The organism is Methylobacterium sp. OAE515 (assembly GCF_041806315.1).
Taxonomy (GTDB): domain Bacteria; phylum Pseudomonadota; class Alphaproteobacteria; order Rhizobiales; family Beijerinckiaceae; genus Methylobacterium; species Methylobacterium tardum.
Map to the genome: position 1 here is coordinate 777,409 of NZ_JBGMUV010000001.1, position 21,492 is coordinate 798,900.

General features: G+C 70.1%; 14 protein-coding genes. 8 read left to right on the forward strand and 6 right to left on the reverse strand.

Annotated elements, in window-relative coordinates; genetic code table 11:
• The first annotated feature begins 117 nt into the window (after positions 1-117).
• Positions 118-915, forward strand: a complete 798-nt coding sequence (locus ABIE45_RS03695) for an SHOCT domain-containing protein (protein WP_192710488.1) — start codon at positions 118-120, stop codon at positions 913-915.
• A 39-nt stretch (positions 916-954) separates the two neighbouring features.
• On the opposite strand, the gene ABIE45_RS03700 is transcribed toward ABIE45_RS03695, so the two are convergent.
• Positions 955-1,980 carry an SIS domain-containing protein gene (locus tag ABIE45_RS03700; protein ID WP_192710487.1) on the reverse strand — a complete coding sequence of 342 codons (1,026 nt, stop codon included), beginning with the start codon at positions 1,978-1,980 and terminating at the stop codon, positions 955-957.
• Positions 1,981-2,188: 208 nt separating this feature from the next.
• Between ABIE45_RS03700 and ABIE45_RS03705 the strand changes: the two genes are divergently transcribed.
• A complete protein-coding gene (locus ABIE45_RS03705; RefSeq protein ID WP_192710486.1) occupies positions 2,189-3,622 on the forward strand; it encodes an FAD-linked oxidase C-terminal domain-containing protein in 1,434 nt (477 codons plus the stop codon).
• An 82-nt stretch (positions 3,623-3,704) separates the two neighbouring features.
• On the opposite strand, the gene ABIE45_RS03710 is transcribed toward ABIE45_RS03705, so the two are convergent.
• From ABIE45_RS03710 to ABIE45_RS03725, 4 genes are all read right to left on the reverse strand, one after another.
• Positions 3,705-4,250 carry a MucR family transcriptional regulator gene (locus tag ABIE45_RS03710; protein ID WP_192710500.1) on the reverse strand — a complete coding sequence of 182 codons (546 nt, stop codon included), beginning with the start codon at positions 4,248-4,250 and terminating at the stop codon, positions 3,705-3,707.
• 422 nt (positions 4,251-4,672) lie between these two features.
• Positions 4,673-5,884, reverse strand: coding sequence for an ABC transporter permease (locus ABIE45_RS03715; protein ID WP_192710485.1), 1,212 nt, complete (start codon positions 5,882-5,884; stop codon positions 4,673-4,675).
• 142 nt (positions 5,885-6,026) lie between these two features.
• On the reverse strand, positions 6,027-6,521 hold the full coding sequence (locus ABIE45_RS03720; protein WP_192710484.1) for a DUF4112 domain-containing protein: 495 nt from the start codon (positions 6,519-6,521) through the stop codon (positions 6,027-6,029).
• 90 nt (positions 6,522-6,611) lie between these two features.
• A complete protein-coding gene (locus tag ABIE45_RS03725) occupies positions 6,612-7,766 on the reverse strand; it encodes an aminotransferase (RefSeq protein WP_192710483.1) in 1,155 nt (384 codons plus the stop codon).
• Between the two features lie 343 nt (positions 7,767-8,109).
• Between ABIE45_RS03725 and ABIE45_RS03730 the strand changes: the two genes are divergently transcribed.
• From ABIE45_RS03730 to ABIE45_RS03750, 5 genes are all read left to right on the forward strand, one after another.
• Positions 8,110-8,280: a hypothetical protein gene (locus tag ABIE45_RS03730; RefSeq protein WP_192710482.1), complete on the forward strand. Its 171-nt coding sequence runs from the start codon at positions 8,110-8,112 to the stop codon at positions 8,278-8,280.
• Positions 8,281-8,577: 297 nt separating this feature from the next.
• Positions 8,578-9,972 carry an MdtA/MuxA family multidrug efflux RND transporter periplasmic adaptor subunit gene (locus ABIE45_RS03735; protein ID WP_192710481.1) on the forward strand — a complete coding sequence of 465 codons (1,395 nt, stop codon included), beginning with the start codon at positions 8,578-8,580 and terminating at the stop codon, positions 9,970-9,972.
• Between the two features lie 274 nt (positions 9,973-10,246).
• Complete coding sequence (locus ABIE45_RS03740) at positions 10,247-13,375, forward strand: MdtB/MuxB family multidrug efflux RND transporter permease subunit (RefSeq protein ID WP_192710480.1); 3,129 nt, start codon at positions 10,247-10,249, stop codon at positions 13,373-13,375.
• Complete coding sequence (locus ABIE45_RS03745) at positions 13,372-16,827, forward strand: efflux RND transporter permease subunit (protein WP_192710479.1); 3,456 nt, start codon at positions 13,372-13,374, stop codon at positions 16,825-16,827. Before ABIE45_RS03740 ends, ABIE45_RS03745 begins: the two co-directional genes overlap by 4 nt.
• Before the next feature lie 185 nt (positions 16,828-17,012).
• Positions 17,013-18,569 (forward strand): efflux transporter outer membrane subunit, encoded by a 1,557-nt coding sequence (locus ABIE45_RS03750; RefSeq protein WP_373622150.1) that lies wholly within the window; start codon positions 17,013-17,015, stop codon positions 18,567-18,569.
• Between the two features lie 215 nt (positions 18,570-18,784).
• Here ABIE45_RS03750 and dmeF read toward each other — a convergent pair whose 3' ends face one another.
• A complete protein-coding gene (gene dmeF / locus ABIE45_RS03755; protein WP_192710478.1) occupies positions 18,785-19,768 on the reverse strand; it encodes a CDF family Co(II)/Ni(II) efflux transporter DmeF in 984 nt (327 codons plus the stop codon).
• Between the two features lie 116 nt (positions 19,769-19,884).
• Between dmeF and zwf the strand changes: the two genes are divergently transcribed.
• A complete protein-coding gene (zwf, locus tag ABIE45_RS03760) occupies positions 19,885-21,411 on the forward strand; it encodes a glucose-6-phosphate dehydrogenase (RefSeq protein ID WP_192710477.1) in 1,527 nt (508 codons plus the stop codon).
• Positions 21,412-21,492: the final 81 nt, after the last annotated feature.

The following is a 21,492-nucleotide window of genomic DNA, read 5'->3' on the forward strand; positions in this document are numbered from 1 at the left end:
CGCATCGCAAGCCCGTCACGGGCTTGGCCGACACCGCCGCAGACTGCGGCGGCGGGGCAGCGGATCGCCGGTTCCGTACCGATCCTGTCCGCCCTGCGACGTATCGGGAGCTGGCTCATGGATCCGTCCGACAGCGCCTCACCCGACGATTTCTCCGGTGACGGGCGGCCCGACCACGCGTCGGGGCTGCGCAGCGTGGCCGAGCGCCACGGCGTCAGCCTCGATGCCGTGCGCCATCTGGTGCGGGCGCTGGAGCGCGGCCACGGCACGATGGCGCAGTTCGACCATCCCGATCTCGGCGGGATGGGCCAGTGGTTCGCCGGCGGCATGGTCATGGTCGGCCGGATGTTCGACGACGCCCTGAAGGCGCGGGTCGGGGCACTCTGCGACGAGCTGGCCGGCGCGCTGCCGGCGGGCGGCTTCTCGCAGGCGGGACCCGCGGCGCGGCGCGGCGGTGGCGAATGGTGGCCGGCGGGCCTCGGCGCTCCCGCGAGCACCGGCTCGCAGAATGGGATGCGCTACGCCTATTTCCCGGAGCACCGGCGGCTCGCGGTCGAATCGGGCTCGGGCGTCGCCCTCTACGATACCGGCGAGCACCGCATCACGGGCGTCTCGCAGGCGAATGGCAGCCTCGGGTTCACCGGGCCAGCCGGCGCCGTCGCGCTCGATCGCCTCCGCCGGATCGAGGCGGCGGTCGCCGCCCCGCGCCAGGGGGATCCGGGCCAAAAGGGGGCTCGCCAAGCGGACCGGCGCCCGGCGGAGCCGTCCGGGATCCAGGCAGCCGGCGCGCCGGCTCCCTCCCCCTCGGACGACGTGCTCACGACCATCGACCGGTTGGCGGAGCTGCACGCGCGCGGCGTGCTCACCGATCAGGAATTCTCGACCAAGAAGGCGGAGCTGCTGGCGCGGCTGTGAGCGGCGCCGGCTCGGCGGACCTGCCGGCCGCGAGCCGCCTCAGGCGATGCCGTCGCGCAGCAGGTCGTGGACGTGGACGATGCCGACCGGCCGCCCGTCGGTGACCGCGAACACCGCCGTGATCAGCCGGCGGTTCATCAACTCCAGGGCCGCCTGGGCGAGCTTGTGCGGCTCGACGGTAATCGGATCACGGGTCATGACCGCCGAGACCGGCGTGTCGAGGATCGCCGGGCCCATGTGGCGGCGCAGGTCGCCGTCCGTCACGATGCCGACGAGGCGCCCGGCCCCATCGGTGACGCCGACGCAGCCGTAGCGCCGCGCCGCGATCTCGATCAGCACCTCGGACATCAGCGCGGTCTCGTGGACCAGCGGCATGTCCTGGGGGCCGTGCATCACCTGCTGCACCGTCCTGAGGCGGGCCGCCAGCGTCCCGCCGGGATGCAGGGTGTGGAAGCGCGCCGAGGTGAAGCCGCGCCGCTCCAGGAGCGCCACCGCCAGGGCGTCGCCCAGCGCCAGCTGGATCAGGCTGGAGGAGGTCGGCGCGAGGTCGTGCGGGCAGGATTCCCGCACGCGGGGCAGCTCCAGCAGCACGTCGGCGGCCTTGCCCAGGGTGCTCTCGCCGTTGCGGGTGATGGCGACCAGCGGGATCGAGAACCGGCGGCTGAAGCCGACGAGGTCGGACAGCTCCGCGGTCTCGCCCGACCATGACAGCGCGATGATCACGTCGTCCCGGGCGATCATCCCGAGATCGCCGTGGCTCGCCTCGGTCGGATGGACGAAGAACGCGTGGGTGCCGGTGGAGGCCAGCGTCGCGGCGATCTTGCGGCCGACATGGCCGCTCTTGCCGATGCCGCTGACGATGACGCGGCCCTTGCTCTGCAGGATCGTCTGCACCGCCTCCTCGAAGGCCGCGCCGAGCCGGCCCTGGAAGGCCGCGCTCGCCTCCTGCAGGGCCGCGATGCCGAGCTGGAGGCTGCGGATCCCGAGGTCGCGGGTGGTGGCGAGATGCGCGGACGGGGCGTCGTAGCGGTCGTCGCGCAGGGCGCTGGAGGCGGGAGCGTTCATCGTGTCCGTTCTCGGCCCGTCCGGCCGGGTCCCCGGGCCCAAGGCGGCCGGCGATGCGAAGCGTATGCGGCGACGCTAGGCAGCCGTCGTGGTTGAAATGTGACGCGGGGACGACGCAGCGCCGCACACCGGTTGAAGGGCCGCCCGCCGAGGTCCATGCTGCCCGTACGCCATCCCGCGCCGCGGGTCCTAGGAGGGCACAAGCCCCATGACCATCCGCTTCCCCGACCCCGATCCCGCGATCCTCGCCCGCCGCGAGGCGATCCTGGCCGGGCTCGCGCCCCTGGTCGCGCCCGAGGCGCTGGTGGTCAGCGAGGACGAGCGCCGGGCCTTCGAGACCGACGGGCTGACCGCATACCGGCAGATGCCGCTCGCCGTGGTCCTGCCCTCGACCACCGCGGAGGTCGCCGCCGTGATGGCCTATTGCCACGCGAACGGCGTGCGGGTCGTGCCCCGCGGCGCCGGGACATCCTTGGCGGGCGGCGCCATCGCGCAGGCCGACGCGATCATCCTCGGCGTCGGCAAGATGACCAAGGTCCTCGACATGGACTTCGCCAACCGCACCGCCCGGGTGCAGAGCGGCATCACCAATCTGGCGATCTCCGGGGCGGTCAGCCACGAGGGCTTCTTCTACGCCCCCGACCCGTCGAGCCAGCTCGCCTGCACGATCGCCGGCAACATCGCGATGAATTCCGGGGGCGCGCACTGCCTCAAATACGGCGTGACCACCAACAATCTCCTGGGCGTCACCCTGGTGCTCAACGACGGCACCGTCGTGGAGATCGGCGGCCAGCACCTCGACAGCGGCGGCTACGACCTGCTCGGCCTCGTCTGCGGCTCGGAGGGGCAGCTCGGCATCGTCACCGAGGCGACCGTGCGGATCCTACGCGCGGCGGAAGGGGCGCGGCCGGTGCTGGTCGGCTTCTCGAGGGTCGAGGATGCGGGCGATTGCGTCGCGGCGATCATCGCGGCCGGCATCATCCCGGTGGCGATCGAGTACATGGACCGCGAGGCGATCCTGATCACCGAGGACTTCGCCCAGGCCGGCTATCCCCGCGACGCCGAGGCGATGCTGATCATCGAGGTCGAGGGCTCGGACACCGAGTGCGACGCGATGCTGGCGCGGATCGAGACGATCGCCAAGGATTTCCGCCCGACCAGCGTGCGGGTCTCGCGCTCGGAGGCGGAATCGGCCGCGATCTGGAAGGGCCGCAAGTCGGCCTTCGGGGCCACCGGCCGGATCTCCGACTACATCTGCATGGACGGCACGATCCCCACCGGCCAGCTCGGGCCGGTGCTGGAGCGGATCGGGGCGATCTGCGCCGAGAAGGGCCTGCGGGTCGCCAACGTGTTCCACGCCGGCGACGGCAACCTGCACCCGCTGATCCTGTTCGACATCAACCGGCCCGGCGAGTTGCAGAAGGCCGAGGCGGCGGGCGACGAGATCCTGAAGCTCTGCGTCGAGGTCGGCGGCTGCCTGACCGGCGAGCACGGCGTCGGTATCGAGAAGCGCGAGCTGATGCGCTTCCAGTACGATCAGGTCGATCTGGAGCAGCAGATGCGGGTCAAGGCGGTGTTCGATCCGGACTGGATGCTGAACCCCGCCAAGGTGTTCCCGCTGGATGGGCGGCTCGCGGCCTGATCGCGGCCGCGTTCCTCAATCGGGCAGGCTCCCGACCCTCTCCGGTCGAGAGCCCGTTTCCAGGCGGTCCGACCCGATTCGGTCAGGCGGCCTCGACCTTGCGGCCGGCGCCGCGGCTCTTGCCCGAGGCGGCCGTGCCCTTGCGACGGCTCTGCGCGCGGCCGGAAACGGCCGGCTCCTCCGCGGGCACGGGTTCGTCTTCGATCGCCTGCGCGCGGCCGGGCTGGCCGAGGCCCAGGCTCTTGGCCAGCGCCGAGCGCTGCGCCGAGTAATTCGCCGAGGTGGTCGGGTAGTCGGACGGCAGGCCGTAGCGCTCGCGGTAGCCCTGCGGATCCAGACCATGCTTGGTCAGGTGGCGCTTCAGCGTCTTGTACGACTTGCCGTCGATGAAGCTGATCAGGCCGTCGGGGCGGATCGACTTGCGTATCTGGGCCGGTGTCGGCCGCTCGACAGTCTCGGCGGCCGGAGCCGACGGACCCGAGCCGATCGAATTCAGCGCGTCATGGATGCTGGCGATCAGCGCCGGCAATTCGGCCGAGGGAAGCGAGTTGTTGGAGACGTAGGCCGCGACGACGTCCACGGTCCGTTCGATGAAATCCATTTGGTATGTCGGCGCAGCTTCAGACATTCTCTCTTTCCTTGGCTTCGAAGCCTGATGAGATCCCCTCTTTTCGCGAGTTAAGACACGGGTGCGAAAAAGCAAGCTGATCGCTTTCATTCTCTGTGACCAACCAAAAGTCTAAGGATGCATCGACCCACCATGTATACAGGGTAAGGTTGCATTCGCGGCACTTGGACCGCTCTTCCGGATCGCATTACCGCGTCCAAAAGCGCGAATGCTGCGCCGGTTCGGCAGGCGGGTTTTCGTTGACGGGAGAGACCTTTACACCCGAGCACAGCGGGTGTTTTCGCGGGTCCTGCATCATCGCTCCACGGTCTCGCGAAGGATCTGCGCAGTCGTCGCGCAAGATTTCGCGAGGAGCACCGGACTCCGCGTCGTTTCGTCCGGTCCCGGGCGGCAGGCGCCGCCCGGGAAACCTCAGATGTCCGTCAGACGAAGGTCTTGCGTGGGTCGAACGCGTCGCGCACCGCCTCGCCAGCGAAGACGAGCAGGCTCAGCATCACGGCGATGACCAGGAATCCCGTCAGCCCGAGCCACGGAGCCGTCAGGTTGTCCTTGCCCTGGGCGAGGAGTTCGCCGAGCGAGGGCGAGCCCGGCGGCAGGCCGAAGCCAAGGAAGTCCAGGGAGGTCAGCGTGGTGATCGAGCCGTTCAGAATGAACGGCAGGAAGGTCAGCGTCGCCACCATGGCGTTCGGCAGCAGATGGACGGCCATGATCCGAACATTCGACAGGCCCAGCGCCCGGGCGGCCCGGACGTACTCGAAGTTGCGGGCGCGCAGGAACTCGGCGCGCACGACGCTCACCAGAGATACCCAGGAGAACAGCAGCATGATCCCGAGCAGCACGAAGAAGCCCGGGGCGATGAAGGCCGAGATGATGATGATCAGGTAGAGCGTGGGGATGCCGCCCCAGACCTCGATGAAGCGCTGGAAGGCGAGATCGACCCAGCCGCCGAAATAGCCCTGGACGGCGCCGGCCACCACGCCGATGGCCGAGGAGATCGCCGCCAGGATCAGGCCGAACAGCACCGAGATGCGGAACCCGTAGATCACCCGCGCCAGCACGTCCCGCGTGGTGTTGTCGGTGCCGAGCCAGTGCCAGGGGATGTCGGCGCAGGTCGTGCCGCCGAGCTTCTCGGCCACCGGCCGGCACTGCGCGTCCGTGAGCATCCAGGTCGGCGGCGAGGGTGACGGCGTCGGCAGATCCTCGTTGATCGTGTCGTACGAGAAGCGGATCGGCGGCCAGAGGGCCCAGCCGTTCTCGGCGATCTCCTTGCGGATCTCGGAGGAGCGATAGTCGGTCTGGGCGAGGAAGCCGCCGAACTTCTCCTCCGGATAGTCGACCAGAACCGGGACGAGCCACTCGCCCTTGTAGGACAGCAGGATTGGCCGGTCGTTGGCGATGAACTCGGCGAACAGGCTGAGGATGAACAGACCGGCGAAGATCAGGAACGACCCGTAGCCGAGGCGGTTGCGGCGGAAATTGTCGAGCCGGCGCCGGTTGAGCGGCGACAATCCGCGGCGTCCCACCGGAGCGGGTGGCGGCGGCGCGCCCTCATCCGAACGCAGGACAATCGGCTGGGCGCCGGGCATCGGCGCCGGCACGACCTCGCTCTCGCCGGGACGGGCGACTTCGTTCATCGCTGGGACCTCCGAGAGCCGTCACGTCGCGTCCCGCTCCTCCCTTCGCGGGGGAAGGGAGAGGCGTCGAACAGCGCGTTCTCCTGACTCATCGGAGCTGTGTGGGACCGATCGTCCGACCAAGGCGACGGATCGCGGCCCCTCAGCCGTCGATCCGCGTCGCGGTGCCCTCGATCTCGCTCGGGCGCAGGCCGCCACTGCGCTCCATCCAGCGGCGCAGCAGCCGGACGTTGCGGCGGTTGGCCTTGAAGGCGGCGTCGAACAGGTCGCCCGCCACCGGCACCGCGCCGATCAGCCCGTCGAACGCGACATTCAGCCCCATCCGGGCCACCAGCCAGCGCGGTGCCCCGAGGCGCTTGGCCTCGTAGACGATGAAGGATGAGATCACCATGCCGGCCACGTCGCCGATCACCGGCACGAGGCCGATCAGCGCGTCGAACCCGACCCGCCGGTTGATGCCCGGGATCACAAAGGCCGTGTCCATCAGGTGGGCCAGCGTCTCCAGCCGGGCGAGGCTCGCCTCGCGGCTGAGATCCGCCGACAGGAAGGGCGGCCGGCCGCCGGAGGGAGCCGCGCCGCCGGGAAAAGTCTCGGTCCGGGTGAAGTGCCCGGCCCGGGGAGCCTGGGTGAAATCCATGGTCGGGGTCCGTCGGGAAGCCATCCTGCCCAACGATGTGGCCCCCGCACCGGATCCCCGCAAGGACGGCGGCCGCCAGGACCGTCCCCGTCACGCCGCCCTCCCGGGAAGGCCGCTCATCCGGTCGAGGGCCGCGTCCAGGGTCGCGTCGGCCTTAGCGAAGCACAGGCGCACGAGGCTGCGCACGGCGGTGTCCGGGTAGAAGGCGCTGACTGGAATCGCCGCCACGCCGTGGCGGGTGACAAGGGCTTCGCAGAAGGTCGTGTCGTCCGCGTAGCCGAACTCCGCGATGTCGATGTTGAGGAACCACGTGGCCTCGGCCGGCAGCACCCGGAAGCCGAGGTCGCGCAGGCCGCCGGCCAGCCGGTCACGGGAGGCGGCGTAGCCCGCCCGCATCGTCTCGAACCACGGGGCCGGCTTCCGCAGGCCGTAGGCCACCGCCTCCTGGAGGTTCGGCGGCGTCGTGAAGGTGAGGAACTGGTGCGCCTTGGCGAGCCCGCGCATCAGCCGGGCATCGGCCATCACGAAGCCGACCTTCCAGCCAGTGAGCGAGAAGATCTTGCCGGCCGAGCCGATCTTGACCGTCCGCTCGCGCATCCCGGGCAGCGCCATCAGCGGCCGGTGGCGGGCGCCGTCGAACACCACGTGCTCCCAGACCTCGTCGCACAGCGCCGTGACGTCGAAGCGCTGGCAGTAGCGGGCGAGCAGGGCGAGGTCGTCCGGGGCGAACAGGGTGGCGCTCGGGTTCAGCGGATTGTTCAGCACCACGACCCGGGTGCGGTCCCCGAACGCGTCCGCCAGGGCCGCCTCGTCGAGGCGGAAGGCCGGGGGCTGCAGGGCGACGATCCGCGGCACGCCGCCGGCCCGCCGGACCAGCGGCAGGTAGGCGTCGTACATGGGCGCGAACAGCACGACCTCGTCGCCGGGCTCGATCAGGGCCAGCAGCGCGCCAGCGAGCGCCTCGGTGGCACCGGAGGTCACCATCACCTCGGTCTCGGGATCGAGCGTCAGTCCCTGATGCTGCGCGTAATGGACGGCGACCGCCTCGCGCAGGGCCGGCAGACCCATCATCGGCGGATACTGGTTCCAGCCGTCGCGGAGCGCCCGCGCGCCCCGTTCGCGCACGTCTTCGGGGCCGGGATCGTCCGGAAAGCCTTGGCCGAGATTGATGGCGCCATGGACCTGCGCGAGCCGCGACATGGTCTCGAACACCGTCGTGGGCAGCGCGGCGAAAACGGGATTCATGCTGTGCGGCCCGGGGCCAAATGTGTCGCAGGTATCGGCATGACGGGTCTCGGCATCGCCGGCCTGTACCATGGCCGCCGCGCGATGCGGAATGTGCGCACTCGCACAGACGCGCTGTCCGGCGCCCAACAACCGGCTGACGAATGTTGACTTTCATCACTCGTATCGTAGGTTGAGAGCACGGTCGGAGCGGCGCTCTCGCCGATGGGGCTTCGCCCCCTCGCCCCGTCAGCGGAGTGCCGCTCCGGTCCTCACGAAGGGTCATCGACTTGCGGGTCGGTGGCCCTTTGGTCATGTCCGGGGCCGGCCGTTCCGGTCGCCGGACCGGCGCCCGGGATCCGACATGCGGATGACAGCGCGCGAGCTCCTCGGCTGCCTGCTTCTGGCCCTCCTGATCGGCGGCGCCGGATTCGGCCTGCGCCGCGCCCTGCCGGTCACGCCCGTAGATGCGGCGTTCCGCGCGGTGCTCAGCGCCTACGCGGCGCCGGCCGGCGGCCCCCAGCAACACGACTGAAACCTCGCCGCCCTAGTGACGGCGCATTGGGCGGGCACCGAGGAACCCGCACGATCGAGGCCGCCCGGTGGCCATGACGCCGCGGTAAGGAGCCGTTCGGGTCCCGGACAGCTTTATGGGCTTACGCTCCCGTCCGCGGGATCGGAGCCGCCGCCGTCCCGACGGGAGGGTGAGCTTCGGCGGGGCCTTCGGGCCGCGGCAGCATGCGGCACCGCGGAGACCGGACATGGGGGTTTGGACAGTGAGGGATAGGGTGCAATCGGTCGCGCAGGCGATCGTCCTGTGCTCTAGTCAGGCATGAACGAGAGTTCACCGATCCGGACCGACACCGCCCGCGCCTACCAGCCCGGCGAGGCGCCCGCGCGCGACGTCCGGCGGCGGCGGTTCCGGCCGATCCGCTGGCTCGTGATCCTGGTGCTGCTCGCCGGCGCCGGGGCGATCGGCCATCGCTGGTACGAGGCCCGCACCGACAAGGGCGCCGAGCCCGCGACGGCCCATCGGGCCGGTGGCCGCGGCGGCCGGCACGGCGGCGCCGACACGCCGCAGGCGGTGGGCATCGCGCAGGTCACGACCGGCGACATGCCGGTGATCCTCCAGGGCCTCGGCACGGTGACGCCGCTCGCCACTGTGACGGTGAAGTCGCAGATCAGCGGCTATCTCACCCAGGTGAAGTTCCGCGAGGGCCAGACCGTCAAGGCGGGCGACGAACTCGCGCAGATCGATTCCCGGCCCTACGAAGCGCTGCTCGCCCAGTACCAGGGCCAGCTCGCCCGCGACCAGGCTCTCTTGCAGAACTCGAAGCTCGACCTCCAGCGCTACCAGACGCTGAACCGGCAGGATTCGATCTCGAAGCAGAACGTCGACACCCAGGCCGCCCTGGTGAAGCAGAACGAGGGCACGGTCGCGGCCGACCAGGCGCTGGTCGACCAGCAGAGGCTCAACATCGCCTACACGCACATCACGTCGCCGGTGGACGGCCGGGTCGGCCTGCGCCAAGTCGACCAGGGCAACTACATCTCGGCCGCCTCCACGGCGATCGTGGTGGTGACCCAGTTGCACCCGATCTCGGTGGTGTTCACCCTGCCGGAGGACGACGTGTCGCGGGTGATGCGGCAGGTGCGCGCCGGCGCGAAGCTCACCGTGCGGGCCTACGATCGCGGCGACGCGCACGAGATCGCAACCGGCCGGCTCGACACGGTCGACAACCAGATCGATACGACCACTGGCACGGTGAAGCTGCGCGCCCTGTTCGACAACGCCGACGAGGAGCTGTTCCCGAACCAGTTCGTAAACGCCAAGCTGACCGTCGACACGGTGCGGGGCGCGACGTTGGTGCCGAATTCCAGCCTGCTCCAGGGCACGCCCGGCACCTACGTCTACCTGATGGACGGGGACAACAAGGTCACGGTCCGGCCGATCAAGACCGGCGAGACCGACGGGACCAGCACCGTGGTGGCCTCCGGCCTGAACCCGGGCGATCGCGTCGTCACGGACGGCACCGACCGGCTGAAGGACGGCGCGCCCGTACGGATCACCGAGGGCGCGCAGGCGGCCGCGGGCGACGGGAAGGCCGCCGAGGCCAAGCCCGACGGCAAAGGGGATGTGAAGCCCGGCGCGCCCGCCGACACGGCGGTGGATTCCCAAGGGACAGCGGAGGGCGGTCGTCGGCACCGGCGCCGTCAGGCGCAGTGAGGACGGCTCTGGTGCGCGAGACCCGCGGCCTCCCCGCCCTCCTCCGCGGACTTGAGGCGCTTCCAGACGGTCAGTCCCAATCTCCTCCTCATACTGAGGGGCCGCGGAGCCGCCGCGAAGGAGGGCTCCAGGGATCGCCCGGCCGGCTGGAGGGCTCCTTCGAGGCCCGCGCTATGCTCCGGCACCTCAGGATGAGGGCGCGGACGGGATGGCCATGCCGTCCGATGCAAGCCTCCCTGCAGCCTAGGCTGTCCGGCGCGGACGAGTCGCGCCCATGAACCCGTCCCGCCTGTTCATCCTCCGCCCGGTAGCCACGACGCTGCTGATGCTGGCGATCCTGATCGTCGGCGGCGTGTCGTACCTGAACCTGCCGGTCTCGGCGCTGCCGGCGGTCGACTACCCGACGATCCAGGTCCAGACCTTCTATCCCGGCGCCAGCCCCGAGGTGATGACCTCCTCGGTGACCGCGCCCCTAGAGCGGCAGTTCGGGCAGCTCGCCAACCTCAACCAGATGACCTCGCAATCCTCCGCGGGCGCCTCGGTCATCACCCTGCAGTTCAGCCTGGACCTGTCCCTCGACATCGCCGAGCAGCAGGTCCAGGCGGCGATCAACGCCGCCGGCAACCTGCTGCCCTCCGACCTGCCGGCGCCGCCGGTCTACGCCAAGGTCAACCCGGCCGACGCGCCGGTCCTGACGCTGGCGCTGACCTCCAAGACCCTGCCGCTCACCCAGGTCCGGGATCTGGCGGAATCGCGGCTCGCCCAGAAGATCAGCCAGGTGGCGGGCGTCGGCCTCGTGAGCATCTCAGGGGGGCAGCGCCCGTCCGTGCGGGTGCGGTTCAACGCAAGGGCGCTCGCCGCCTACGGGCTCAACATCGACGACCTGCGCACGACCATCACCAACCTCAACGTCAACACGCCGAAAGGCACGATCGACGGGCCGAAGCAGTCCTACGCGATCAACGCCAACGACCAGATCCGCGACCCGAAGGCCTACGATTCGGCGATCATCGCCTACCGCAACGGCGCCCCGGTGATGCTCTCGGAGGTCGCCGACGTGGTCGAGGGGCCGGAGAACACCAAGCTCGGCGCCTGGGCCGACGCGACGCCGGCGGTGATCCTCAACATCCAGCGCCAGCCGGGCGCCAACGTCATCGCCACGGTCGACAAGATCAAGTCGCTGCTGCCGCAGATGCAGGCGAGCCTGCCGGCCGCCGTGGCGGTGGCGCCGCTCACCGACCGCACCACCACGATCCGCGCCTCCGTGGAGGACGTGCAGTTCGAGCTCGGCCTCGCCATCGCCCTCGTCGTGCTGGTGATCTTCCTGTTCCTGCGCAGCCTGTCGGCGACCCTGATCCCGAGCCTGTCGGTGCCGCTGTCGCTGGTCGGCGCCCTGTCGGTGATGGACCTGTACGGCTTCTCCCTCGACAACCTGTCGCTGATGGCGCTGACCATCGCCACCGGCTTCGTGGTCGACGACGCCATCGTGGTGATCGAGAACATCGCCCGCCACGTCGAGGCCGGCGACTCGCCCCTTGAGGCGGCGCTGAAGGGCTCCCGCGAGATCGGCTTCACCATCATCTCGCTGACCGTCTCGCTGATCGCCGTGCTGATCCCGCTCCTGTTCATGGGCGACGTGGTCGGGCGCCTGTTCCACGAATTCGCCATCACGCTGGCGGCCACGATCATCATCTCGGCGGTGGTCTCGCTGACCCTGGTGCCGATGCTGTGCGCGCGGCTCCTGAAGCATGTGCCGGAGGCCGAGACCCGCCACCGCCGGGAGGGCGCGATCGCCCGCCTCGGCCGGCGCGCCATCGACGGCACGATCGAATCTTACGGCCGCTCCCTGCGGGTGGTGCTGGACCACCAGGGCCTGACGCTGCTGGTGGCCTTGGGCACGCTGGCGCTCACCGCCTACCTGTTCGTGGTGATCCCCAAGGGCTTCTTCCCGGTGCAGGACACGGGCGTGATCCAGGGCATCACCCAGGCCGACCAGTCGGTCTCCTACGCCGCCATGGCCGAGCGGCAGCAGCGCATGGCCGAGATCGTCCTCAAGGATCCGGACGTCGCCAGCCTGTCGTCGTTCATCGGCGTCGACGGCCAGAACGTCACGCTCAATTCCGGCCGGATGCTGATCAACCTGAAGCCCCGGGAGGAGCGCACGGCGTCTGCCAGCGCGATCATCCGGCGGATCTCGGCGGCGGCCGCGGACGCGCCCGGCATGCGGCTCTACATGCAGCCGGTCCAGGACCTGACCATCGACACGGCGGTCTCGGCGACCCAGTACCAGGTGATCCTCGAGAGCCCGAACATCGACGATTTCGAGACCTGGGTGCCGCGCTTCACCGAGGCGCTGGCGAAATCGCCCGTGGTCACCGACGTGGCGAGCGACCACCAGGGCCAAGGGCTCGCCGCCTACGTGACCATCGACCGGCCCACCGCCGGCCGCTACGGCATCACCCCGGCGACGATCGACAACGCCCTCTACGACGCCTTCGGACAGCGGATCATTTCGACGATCTTCACCCAGTCGAACCAGTACCGGGTGATCCTGGAGGCCGATCCGAAGCTGCACACGACCCTGCGTAGCCTCGACGCGATCTACCTGCCCTCCTCCACGGCGGCGAACGGTCAGGTGCCGCTGTCGGCCGTGGCGCGGATCAGCGAGCGGCGGGCGCCGCTGCTGATCTCCCATCTCGGCCAGTTCCCGGCCACCACCGTGTCGTTCAACCTCGCGCCGGGCGCGGCCCTCGGACAGGGCGTCGAGGCGATCGACCGGGTCAAGGCCGAGATCGGCCTGCCGCCCTCGTTCCGGGTGGTGCCGCAGGGCTCGGTCTTCGCCTTCCAGTCGGCGCTCGGCAACGAGCTGTTCCTCGTGCTGGCGGCGATCGTGACGGTCTACATCGTGCTGGGCGTGCTCTACGAGAGCTTCATCCACCCGATCACGATCCTCTCGACCCTGCCGTCGGCGGGGATCGGGGCGCTGCTCGGCCTGATGCTGTTCGGCCTGTCCCTCGACATCATCGCGGTGATCGGCATCGTGCTGCTGATCGGCATCGTGAAGAAGAATGCCATCATGATGATCGACTTCGCGCTCCAGGCGGAGCGCGAGGACGGGCTGGAGCCTCGGGAGGCGATCTTTCAGGCCTGCCTCCTGCGCTTCCGGCCGATCCTGATGACGACGCTGGCGGCCCTGTTCGCTGCGGTGCCGCTGATCCTCGGCACCGGCGTGGGCTCGGAGCTGCGCCAGCCGCTCGGCATCTGCATCGCGGGCGGCCTGATCGTCAGCCAGGTGCTGACGCTGTTCACGACGCCGGTGATCTACCTGGCGTTCGACCGGCTGGAGCGGCGGATTTCCGGGCGACGCGATCCGGATCTCGCGGGCGGCGGGGCGCTCCCGTGAACATCTCCGAGCCGTTCATCCGGCGGCCGGTGGCGACCACGCTGCTCACGATCGGCGTGCTGCTCGCCGGGCTGTTCGCCTTCCTGAAGCTGCCGGTGGCGCCGCTGCCGCAGATCGACTTCCCCGTCATCCTCGTCCAGGCGCAGATGGCCGGCGCCTCGCCCGACACCATGGCCGCCACCGTGGCGGCGCCCCTGGAGCGGCGGCTCGGCGCCATCGCGGACGTCAACGAGATGACGTCGACCAACACGCTGGGCTCCACCCGGATCGTGCTGCTGTTCGGCCTCAACCGCGACATCGACGGGGCGGCCCGCGACGTCCAGGCCGCGATCAACGCGGCGCGCGCCGACCTGCCCGCGGCGCTCCGGCAGAACCCGACCTACCGCAAGTTCAACCCCGCCGACACGCCGATCATCATCCTCGGCATGACCTCGCAGACGCTGACCCGCGGCCAGGTCTACGATTCCGCCGCCACCGTCGTGCAGCAGAAGCTGTCGCAGCTGCCCGGCGTCGGCAACGTCGATATCGGCGGCTCGTCCCTGCCGGCGGTGCGGGTCGAACTCGATCCCACGGCCCTGTTCAACTACGGCATCGGCCTCGAGGGCATCCGGGCGGCGCTGGCCTCGGCCAACGCCAACTCGCCCAAGGGCGAGATCGACGTCGGCCCCCGCCGCTACCAGCTCTACGCCAACGACCAGGGCCGCAAGGCCGCCGATTACCGCGACATCATCGTGGCCTACCGCAACGGCGCGGCGGTGAAGCTCACCGATGTCGGCCAGGTGCTCGACGGCGTCGAGGACAAGCGCAACCTCGGCATCGTCAACGGCGAGCCGGGCGTGCTGCTGTTCGTCTACAAGCAGCCCGGCGCCAACGTGGTCGAGACGATCAACGCCGTGAAGGAGGCGCTGCCGCAGATCACCGCGGCCCTGCCCGGCGGCATCGACATCAAGCTCACGGGCGACCGCAGCGCCACGATCCGCGCCTCGCTCTCGGCCACCGAGGAGACGCTGCTGGTGGCGGTCGGCCTCGTGATCCTGGTGGTGTTCGGCTTCCTGCGCTCCTGGCGGGCCACGCTGATCCCGGCGGTCGCGGTGCCGATCTCGATCATCGGCACCTTCTCGGCGATGTACCTGCTCGGCTACTCGCTCAACATCCTGTCCCTCACCGCGCTGATCATCGGCACTGGCTTCGTGGTCGACGACGCCATCGTGGTGCTGGAGAACGTCCAGCGGCACATCGAGGAGGGCAAGCCCCGGCTCCAGGCGGCCTTGATCGGCGCCCGGGAGGTCGGCTTCACGGTGATCTCGATGAGCCTGTCGCTCATCGCGGTGTTCCTGCCGATCCTGCTGATGGGCGGCCTCGTCGGCCGCATCTTCCAGGAATTCTCCGTCACCCTGTCGCTGTCGATCCTGATCTCCCTGGTCCTGTCGCTCACCACGACGCCGATGATGTGCGCCCGGCTGCTGCGCGCCGAGGGGCACGGTCCGGACGGGGCACCCGCTTCGGGGCGCCGGCCGAACCGGCTGATCCGGATGCTGGAGGGCGGCTTCTCGGGGCTGCTCCGCGCCTACGCGCGGACGCTGGAGGTGGCGCTCGCCCATCCGCGCCTCGTCCTGCTGAGCCTGCTCGCCACGGTCGGACTCAACGTCTACCTCTACATCATCGTCCCGAAGGGCTTCTTCCCCGAGCAGGATACCGGCCAGATGATGGGCGGCATCCAGGCCGACCAGCGCATCTCGTTCCAATCGATGGAGAAGAAGCTCAAGCAGGCGACCGCGATCGTCGGCGCCGATCCGGCGGTCGAGAGCGTGGTCGGCTTCACGGGCGGCCGGGGCACCAACTCGGCCAACGTCTTCGTCGGGCTGAAGCCGCTCAACGCGCGGGCGCCGATCTCCACCGTGATGGCGCGGCTTCGGCCGAAGCTGGCACAGGTCGCGGGCGCGCGGCTCTACGTCTTCCCCCGCCAGGACCTGCAGATGGGCGGCCGCCAGAGCTTCGCCCAGTATCAGTACACCCTCCAGGGCGACACCGCCGAGGAGCTGTTCGCCGCCGCCCCGAAGCTGCTCGCCGCCCTGCAGAAGGACCCGACCTTCGCGGACGTCACCTCCGACCAGCAGGAGGGCGGGCTGGAGAGCCGGGTGGTGATCGACCGGGCGACCGCGTTCCGCTACGGCATCACCCCGAACAAGATCGACAACACGCTCTACGACGCCTTCGGCCAGCGCCAGGTCTCGACGATCTACAACCCGCTGAACCAGTACCACGTCGTGATGGAGATCGCGCCGCGCTACCTGGAGACGCCGGAGACGCTCAAGCAGATCTACGTCTCGACCTCGGGCGGCAACGCGGCCGGCTCGGCGACCACCAACGCGGTGGCCGGCACCGTCGCGGCGGGCGGCAGCGTCAACACCAACGCGGCGACCGGCACGAGCAGCCCCGGCAGCGCGTCGTCGGCGACCACGAGTGCCGGGGGCGCCGCCGCCGGCACCGGCGCGGTCGGCGGCGCCCCCGGCAGCACGGGTGCGGCGGCCTCGGCCAGCACGGCCGACACGGCGTCGAACGCCGCCGCGATCGCCTCCGACTCGGCCCGCAACGCGTCCTCCAACGCGATCGCGGCGAGCAAGGGCGGCGCCTCGTCGAGCGCCCCGGTCTCGGCCGCCAAGGAGACGATGGTGCCGCTCTCGGCCTTCGCGCGGATCGAGCCGGGGAATGCGCCCGTGCAGGTCAGCCACCAGGGCCTGTTCGTGGCGACCACGATCTCGTTCAACCTCGCGCCGGGCAAGAGCCTGTCGGACGCCACCGCGGCCATCGACCAGGCGATGGCCTCCCTACGCCTTCCGGCGACGATCCACGGCGAGTATGCCGGCGCGGCCAAGAACTACGTCGCCTCGGCCTCGCGCCAGCCGCTTCTGATCCTGGCGGCGATCCTGGCGGTCTACGCCGTGCTGGGAATCCTGTACGAGAGCTTCGTGCACCCGCTGACGATCCTCTCGACCCTGCCGTCGGCCGGCGTCGGCGCGGTGCTGGCCCTGCTGGTGACCGGCACCGACTTCACCATCATCGCGCTGATTGCGGTCTTCCTGCTGATCGGCATCGTGAAGAAGAACGCGATCATGATGATCGACGTGGCGATCGACGCCGAGCGGACCCGGGGCGCAAATCCCGTGGACGCGATCCGGGAGGCCTGTCTCCTGCGCTTCCGGCCGATCATGATGACGACGCTGGCGGCCATGCTCGGCGCCGTGCCGCTGATCCTGGCCAACGGCGAGGGCGCGGAGCTGCGCCGGCCGCTCGGCATCGCCATCGTCGGCGGCCTGATTGTGAGCCAGATCCTGACCCTCTACACCACCCCCGTCGTCTACCTCACCCTCGATCGCCTCCGGCACAGGGTGCTCAACCGCCGCAGGCGCGCCGGACGGGGCGGAGAAGCGGCGCTGCCGGCCGGGGAATGATGGTTAAGGTTTCACGTGAAACAGCGGCGGCTCCGGCCGGGTGTGAGCATCTGTCCAACCGACGCCCCCATCCTGAGGCGCCCGCGCCAGCGGGCCTCGAAGGAGGGTTCCAGGGATCGCACAATCAGCTGGAGCCCTCCTTCGAGGCCTCCGCTGTGCTCCGGCACCTCAGGATGAGGGCGCGAGTGGGCATCACGCCTGCTTCCGTCGGACCGTCGAGTCACCAACTCGCCGCTGCCGATCGCCGGTGCCGCACCCTCGCGTCCCTCCTCCTCGCCGCCCCGCTCCTCGCCGGCTGCGTGGTCGGCCCCGACTACGCCCGGCCCTCCGTGGAGACGCCCCTCGCCTACAAGCAGGGCGGCGTCCGGGAGGACAGCCCGGCCTACGTCGCGGCGCGGAAGAAGGGCTGGCGCGAGGCCCGGCCGAGCGACGCCGTCGAGCGCGGCGACTGGTGGCGGGTGTTCCGGGATCCGACGCTGGATCGGCTGATCCGCCTGGTCGACGTCGACAACCAGTCCCTCCGGCAGGCGGTGGCGAATTACCGGCAGGCGCGGGCGCTGGTCGCCTCCGCACAGGCCGCCCTGTACCCGACGGTGATCGGCGCGCCGAGCATCACCCGGACCGGCAGCGGCACCACCACGCGGACCAACGTGGCGCTGATCGGCCAGGCGAGCTGGGAACTCGACCTGTTCGGCGGCACTCGCCGCAACATCGAGAGCGAGGCGGCCCTGGCGCAATCCGACGCCGCCACGATCGCGCTGACCCGCCTGTCCATCCAGGCCGAGATCGCGGCGGATTACCTGACGGTGCGCTACGCGGATGCCTTGCAGAAGGTGCTCGACGAGAATGTCGAGAACTTCAAGAAGACCCTGGCGATCACCGAGAACCAGTACGCCGCCGGCGTCGCGGCCCGCTCCGACGTGATCACCGCCCAGACCCAGGTCCAGACCATCCAGGCGCAGGCCATCGCGGTGCGCCTGACCCGGGTGCAGTACGTCAACGCCATCGCCACCCTGATCGGGCGGCCACCCTCCGAGGTGTCGATCCCGGTGGCCGGCATCGGGCGCAATCCCCCCGGGGTGCCGGTCGGGATCCCGGGCGATCTTCTGGAGCGGCGGCCGGACGTGGCCCAGGCCGAGCGGCTCGTCCAGGCGCAGAGCGAGCGCATCGGCGTGGCGGTGGCGGCCTTCTTCCCGACCGTGACGATCTCGGCCCAGGGCGGGATCTCCGGGGCGACCCGCAACGGCCTGCTCTCGGCGGCCAATCAGGTCTGGTCGGTGGCGGCCTCCGGCAGCGAGGTGCTGTTCGACGGCGGCGCCCGCACGGCGGCGCTGCGCTCGGCCGAGGCCGGCTACGACGCCGCGGTGGCCAATTACCGGCAGGTGGTATTGTCGGCCTTCGCCGAGGTCGAGAACCAGATGGCCGCGCTACGCATCCTCGGCCAGCAGCAGGGGGCGCAGGACACCGCCGTGGACCTGTCGCGCAAGGCCGTGGAGATCACCCTCAACGAGTACCGGGCCGGCACCCAGAACTTCACCACCGTGGTGACCGCGCAGAACCTGCTGGTAACCAACGAGGTCAACGCCCTCCAGGTACGGCTGAGCCGCTTCACCGCGGCGGTGACGCTGATCCGGGCGCTCGGCGGCGGCTGGGACGTGCGCGCCCTGCCGAGCGATTCCGAGCTGAAGGGTCCGAGTCTGCCGATCGACCGGGGCGGTCAGGCGGTCCGCCCGGACGAGTAGGGTGCGTCGGACAATTTCGTAGCCTGTTCGACGCAGACCTTCCCACCCTCCGCCCTCATCCTGAGGCGCCCGCGCCAGCAGGCCTCGAAGGAGCGCTCCAGGGAGCGCGCGATCAACCGGAGGTCTCCTTCGCGGCCTCCGCTGTGCTCAGCACCTCAGTATGAGGGGGTGGGTTGGAAGACCGCCGTGCGTTGCCGACGCGGAGTGTGCTCCTCTCAGGCCACCGCCGCATGCCCCTGGCAGGGCTGGACCTCCACGGTGACGTGGCTCAGCCCCCTCATCCCGGCCAGCCGTGCCTTGTAGTGGGCGGGCGGCTGCGGATCATCGCTGACGAGGGCGATCACGGCAGCGCGGTGGCCCGGCCCGACCTGCCAGAGATGCAGGTCGCTGATCCGGTCGCCGCCGGTCTCCAGCCGCTCCCGGATCTCCCGGGTGGCCGCGGCCGAGGGCCGGGCGTCGAGGAGCACGAGGCCGGCTGTGCGCAGGAGGCTCCACGACCACGCCAGGATCACCGCCGTGCCGACCAGCCCCATAGCCGGATCGAGCCAGGCAAGGCCGAGATAGCGCCCGCCGAGCAGGGCCGCGATGGCCAGGACCGAGGTGAGCGCGTCTGCGAGCACGTGGATGTAGGCGGCCCGGAAGTTGGTGTCGTGTCCGCCGTGTCCCGCGTGGGCGTGGCTCCCGTGGGAATGGCCGCCGTGCGCGTGTCCCCCGTGGGTGTGCCCGCCGTCTTCGGCGTTGTGATCGTCGTGGAGCAGCCAGACGCTGGCGAGGTTCACGGCGAGCCCCACGACGGCGATCGGGATCGCCGGTCCGAAGCCGATCGCCACCGGGTGCAGCAGACGGTCGAGGCTCTCGGCCCCGATCAGCAGCGCGATGAGCCCGAGGATGATCGCGCTGGCGAAGGCCGCCAGATCCCCGAACTTGCCGGTGCCGAAGCTGAAGCGCGGATCGTCCGCGTGTCGTCGGGCGAAATGGTAGGCGAGCGCCGCGATGCCCAGCGCCGCCGCGTGGGTCGACATGTGCCAGCCGTCGGCGACCAGCGCCATGGAGCCGAACCACGTGCCGCCGAGGATCTCGGCGACCATGGTGGCGGCCGTGAGCGCGACGACCGCCCAGGTCCGGCGGGCGTGGCGATCGTGCCGGTCGCCCAGGAAGACGTGGCCGTGCGTCCAGGGTTCGAGGGAATGGCTATGCATGCGGGGTTCCTTGATCCTAGACTCGGCGCAGCATAGCCCAACGGGTACCGGAACGGGCCTCGCCGCGGCGGGTTGTCAGGCCGGTTTGCTGCACCGCAGCCACACGGGAGTCAGGGATGGCCGAGCCGACGACAGCCCTCAACGACAAGGCGGCCTGCGGCACCAAGCCGGCGCCGACCTGCACGCTGGTGATCTTCGGGGCCGGCGGCGACCTGACCAAGCGCCTGCTGATGCCCTCGCTCTACAATCTGGCAGGGGCCGGGCTCCTGTCTGAGGGCTTCTCGATCCTCGGCATCGATCACAACGACGGCACCGACGAATCCCTGCGCGAAAACCTCACCCGGACCTTGGAGGCGTTCAGCAAGGACCCGACCTCCGAGTTCCACGCCGACCACATCGACCCGACGAGCTGGGGCTTCATCCGGGACCGGCTCCACTACCTCAAAGGCGATTTCGAGAAGCCCGAGACCTACGCGGCCGTGAAGCAGCGGGTTTCCGGCAGCGCGGTGTTCTACTGCGCGGTGGCGGCGCGCTTCTTCGGGACCATCGTGGACGGGCTCGGCCAGGCCGGGCTGCTCAAGCAAGAGGGCGACAGCTTCCGCCGCGTGGTCATCGAGAAGCCGTTCGGCTCCGATCTCGACTCGGCCCGGGCGCTCAATGCCCGGATCCTCAAACAGGGCGACGAGAGCCAGTTCTACCGGATCGACCACTTCCTGGGTAAGGAGACCGTGCAGTCGATCATGGCGTTCCGCTTCGCCAACGGCCTGCTCGAGCCGGTCTGGCGGCGGGAATATATCGACAGCATCCAGATCACCGCCGCCGAGACGGTCGGCGTCGAGGAGCGCGGCGGCTTCTACGAGCCGACCGGGGCGCTGCGCGACATGGTGCCGAACCACATGTTCCAGCTGCTCTGCATGGTCGGGATGGAGCCGCCGAACTCCTTCGACGCCGAGGCCGTGCGCACCGAGAAGGCAAAGCTCGCCGAGGCCGTGCGGCCGATCCCGCCCGAGGACGCGGTGCGTGGGCAGTACACGGCCGGCACCTCGGAGGGGCGCGACGTCCCGGCCTACCGGGACGAGCCGCAGGTCGCCAAGGACTCGGTCACCGAGACCTACATCGCGTTGAAGCTCCACATCGAGAATTGGCGCTGGGCCGGCGTGCCGTTCTACATCCGCACCGGCAAGCGCATGACCGGGCGGCGCACCGAGATCGCGATCCTGTTCAAGCCCGCCCCGTTCAAGATGTTCGAGGACACGCCGACCGCCGATCTCGGGCCGACCGTGATGCGGATCCTGATCGATCCCGACCACGGGGTCAGCACCGAGTTCAACGTCAAGGTGCCGGGGCCGCAGATGAAGATCGGCCGGGTCCGCTCCGGCTTCCACTACAAGGACTTCTTCGCCGACCGGCCGAATGTCGGCTACGAGACGCTGCTCTACGATTGCATGACCGGCGATGCGACGCTGTTCCAGCGCGCCGACAACATCGAGGCCGGCTGGGCTGCGGTGGAGCCGCTGCTCAAGGGCTGGCCGCAGGCGGAGGTGGCCTTCTACCCGGCCGGGAGCACCGGCCCGAAGGAGGCCGACGACCTCCTGGCGCGTGACGGCCGCCACTGGCTGGGCCTCGACGGGCAGACCGACTGAGCGGCTCGGCGACTTGTTCGGAAGCGAGGGCCATTCGTTCCGCGCCTCTCCCGCCCCCCTGCGGGCGAAGGGATGCGCAGA

Excerpts from the sequence above, each read along its gene's own strand:
- ABIE45_RS03725 (WP_192710483.1), bottom strand. The coding sequence starts at position 7,766 with ATGAATCCCGTTTTCGCCGCGCTGCCCACGACGGTGTTCGAGACCATG.
- ABIE45_RS03700 (WP_192710487.1), bottom strand. The coding sequence starts at position 1,980 with ATGAACGCTCCCGCCTCCAGCGCCCTGCGCGACGACCGCTACGACGCC.
- zwf (WP_192710477.1), top strand. The coding sequence starts at position 19,885 with ATGGCCGAGCCGACGACAGCCCTCAACGACAAGGCGGCCTGCGGCACC.
- ABIE45_RS03740 (WP_192710480.1), top strand. The coding sequence starts at position 10,247 with ATGAACCCGTCCCGCCTGTTCATCCTCCGCCCGGTAGCCACGACGCTG.
- dmeF (WP_192710478.1), bottom strand. The coding sequence starts at position 19,768 with ATGCATAGCCATTCCCTCGAACCCTGGACGCACGGCCACGTCTTCCTG.
- ABIE45_RS03695 (WP_192710488.1), top strand. The coding sequence starts at position 118 with ATGGATCCGTCCGACAGCGCCTCACCCGACGATTTCTCCGGTGACGGG.
- ABIE45_RS03730 (WP_192710482.1), top strand. The coding sequence starts at position 8,110 with ATGCGGATGACAGCGCGCGAGCTCCTCGGCTGCCTGCTTCTGGCCCTC.
- ABIE45_RS03720 (WP_192710484.1), bottom strand. The coding sequence starts at position 6,521 with ATGGATTTCACCCAGGCTCCCCGGGCCGGGCACTTCACCCGGACCGAG.
- ABIE45_RS03705 (WP_192710486.1), top strand. The coding sequence starts at position 2,189 with ATGACCATCCGCTTCCCCGACCCCGATCCCGCGATCCTCGCCCGCCGC.
- ABIE45_RS03735 (WP_192710481.1), top strand. The coding sequence starts at position 8,578 with ATGAACGAGAGTTCACCGATCCGGACCGACACCGCCCGCGCCTACCAG.
- ABIE45_RS03715 (WP_192710485.1), bottom strand. The coding sequence starts at position 5,884 with ATGAACGAAGTCGCCCGTCCCGGCGAGAGCGAGGTCGTGCCGGCGCCG.
- ABIE45_RS03710 (WP_192710500.1), bottom strand. The coding sequence starts at position 4,250 with ATGTCTGAAGCTGCGCCGACATACCAAATGGATTTCATCGAACGGACC.